This is a genomic window from Specibacter sp. NPDC057265, assembly GCF_042668835.1.
In the GTDB taxonomy this organism is placed as follows: Bacteria; Actinomycetota; Actinomycetes; order Actinomycetales; family Micrococcaceae; genus Specibacter.
This window is the reverse complement of record NZ_JBHUYE010000046.1, coordinates 1-2,012: the sequence shown is the minus strand read 5'-3', so window position 1 is coordinate 2,012 and position 2,012 is coordinate 1. Positions and strand designations below refer to the sequence as shown.

The window sequence follows — 2,012 nt, the reverse complement described above, 5'->3', positions numbered from 1 at the left end:
GGTGAGTATTCGACGGTTTGGGGACCACCCATTATTGCCGTTGGGGACCTTTGATATTGCCGTTGGGGGCCAGTACCTTCCTGGGTGGGAGCCACCGGCCTCCAACGGGTCTAGCTATTCCTGAACGGCGCCGATCTTCTCACGCATGTTGTAGCTTCCGGTCTCGATCCAAATGGTGTTGTGGATGATCCGGTCCATGATCGCGTCGGCGTGAACGCCGGAGCCGAGCCGCTGGTGCCAGTCCTTTTGCTGATACTGCGTGCAGAATACCGTTGACGCCGAGCCGTAGCGGCGTTCCATGAGTTCCAGGAGCATGCGCAGGAAGTCGCCGCCGGGGCGGTCCAGCAGCCATTCATCGATCACCAGCAAGGTGAAGGATCCATATTTTTTCAGGAACTTTGAGGCGCCCAGAGGCTTGTCCTGGGCCTGGACCCATTCCTCCTCGAGGTCGGGCATGCGCACATAGTGGGTACGGATCCGGTTGCGGCAGGCCTGTTTGGCCAGGGCGCAGCCCAGATACGACTTCCCTGAACCGGTGAATCCCTGGAAGACCACGTTCTGGTTCTGTTCGATGAAACCGCAGCTGCCAATGGCGGTGAGTGTGTTGCGGTTCAGGCCGCGTTCCTCGACCAGGTCCACTTGCCGCAGATCGGCGTTGGGGTAGCGAAGCTTGGCCCGGCTGATGAGGCCGCCGACCTTTGAGGTGATGAACGTCGAATGCGCTTCGTCGACGATGAGGCGCACCCGCTCGTCGAAGCTCAGCGCCATGCCCAGGGTTTCGTCCTGGGCCTCGATGGCCTGGAGCAATTCAGTGGCGTTCATTTCACGCATTTTTCGCTTTGTTTCGATATCAAGTGAGCTCATCGGGTGCCTCCTGCGTAGTAGTCGCTGCCACGTACGTAGCCGCCGTCATTGTGGAATTGCTCGGACTGAGTGCCGCCGAGGTTTTTGTCCTGGCCAGTTTCCAGCAGGGGGCGCAGATGGGCGTAGCGCGGGGACCTAATCGGGCTCTGCAGTGCGATATGGCAGACCGATTCTAGTCGGGCCGGGCCGTAGCGCCTACTCAGGCGCAGCACCGCCAGCGCGGCGTTGAAGCCCTGCTCTTGGACCTGCACGGATTCAAAAATCCGTTCCACCACATTCAGCGTGCACGGTCCGGTACGCGCTGCCCAGTCCTTGACCCGTTGGGTGTCCCAATGCTGCCACTGGCGGTCCGGCGGAATGTCGGCATCGTTGGTCTGGTACTGGTTTAGGGGCCCGGCCGGCAGCAGCCGGTGACTGGTGAGCCGCTCGTGGTTCCGGTAAACCTCCAACAGGGTCTCGGTCAGCCTCAGATCCACGGTGGCACCAATGTTGACGATCGGAACCGAGTAGTAGTTCTTCTGCCACGAAACGTAGCTGTTCCTGGCAACCTTCCGCCCGTAGACCCAGGTGCTGATCTCATAGCCGGCCGCCGGCAACGGGTTCATCAATGGCTGCTCTTCGGCCAGGAACACCGACTTTCGTGATCCCGCGCGCTTCTGGAAAGGCTCTTGGTTATACGCCTCGATTCGCTCACGGATTGCGGCCCTCAACTGCCCCAGCGAACCGAAGTTGGTGTTCCGCAGGCCGGCGATCACCCACGTGGCAACATGGCTCACGGTGTTTTCCACGCTGGCCTTGTCCTTCGGTCTACGGACGCGGCCCGGCAGCACCGCTGCCCCATAGTGGGCAGCCAACTGGCGGTAGGAATCGTTGAGCACGATCTCGCCCTCTGAGGGATGTTTGATCACGCCGGTCTTCAGGTTGTCTGGCACAATGCGTGGCACGGAACCACCGAACGCCTCGAACATCGCCACGTGGGCACGCAACCAGCTGTCTTGCTTCATATCCAAGGTGGCCTCCACGAAGGCATACCGGCTGAACGGCAGGCACGCTACGAAAAGGTAGACCTTGTTCCGCATACCGGTGACTGGATCAATCAGTTCCATGGTGGGACCCGACCAGTCCACTTCGATGCTCATCCCGGCCTT

At 60.6% G+C, this 2,012-nt stretch carries 2 protein-coding genes; both read right to left on the bottom strand.

The annotated features are described in order from the left end of the window. Positions 1–114: 114 nt before the first annotated feature. On the bottom strand, positions 115–864 hold the full coding sequence (locus tag ACFUCV_RS14930) for an ATP-binding protein (protein ID WP_380817116.1): 750 nt from the start codon (positions 862–864) through the stop codon (positions 115–117). Continuing rightward, the coding region (gene istA / locus ACFUCV_RS14925; protein WP_380817113.1) for an IS21 family transposase at positions 861–2,012 on the bottom strand (1,152 nt) is incomplete at its 5' end. The genes istA and ACFUCV_RS14930, both read right to left, overlap by 4 nt.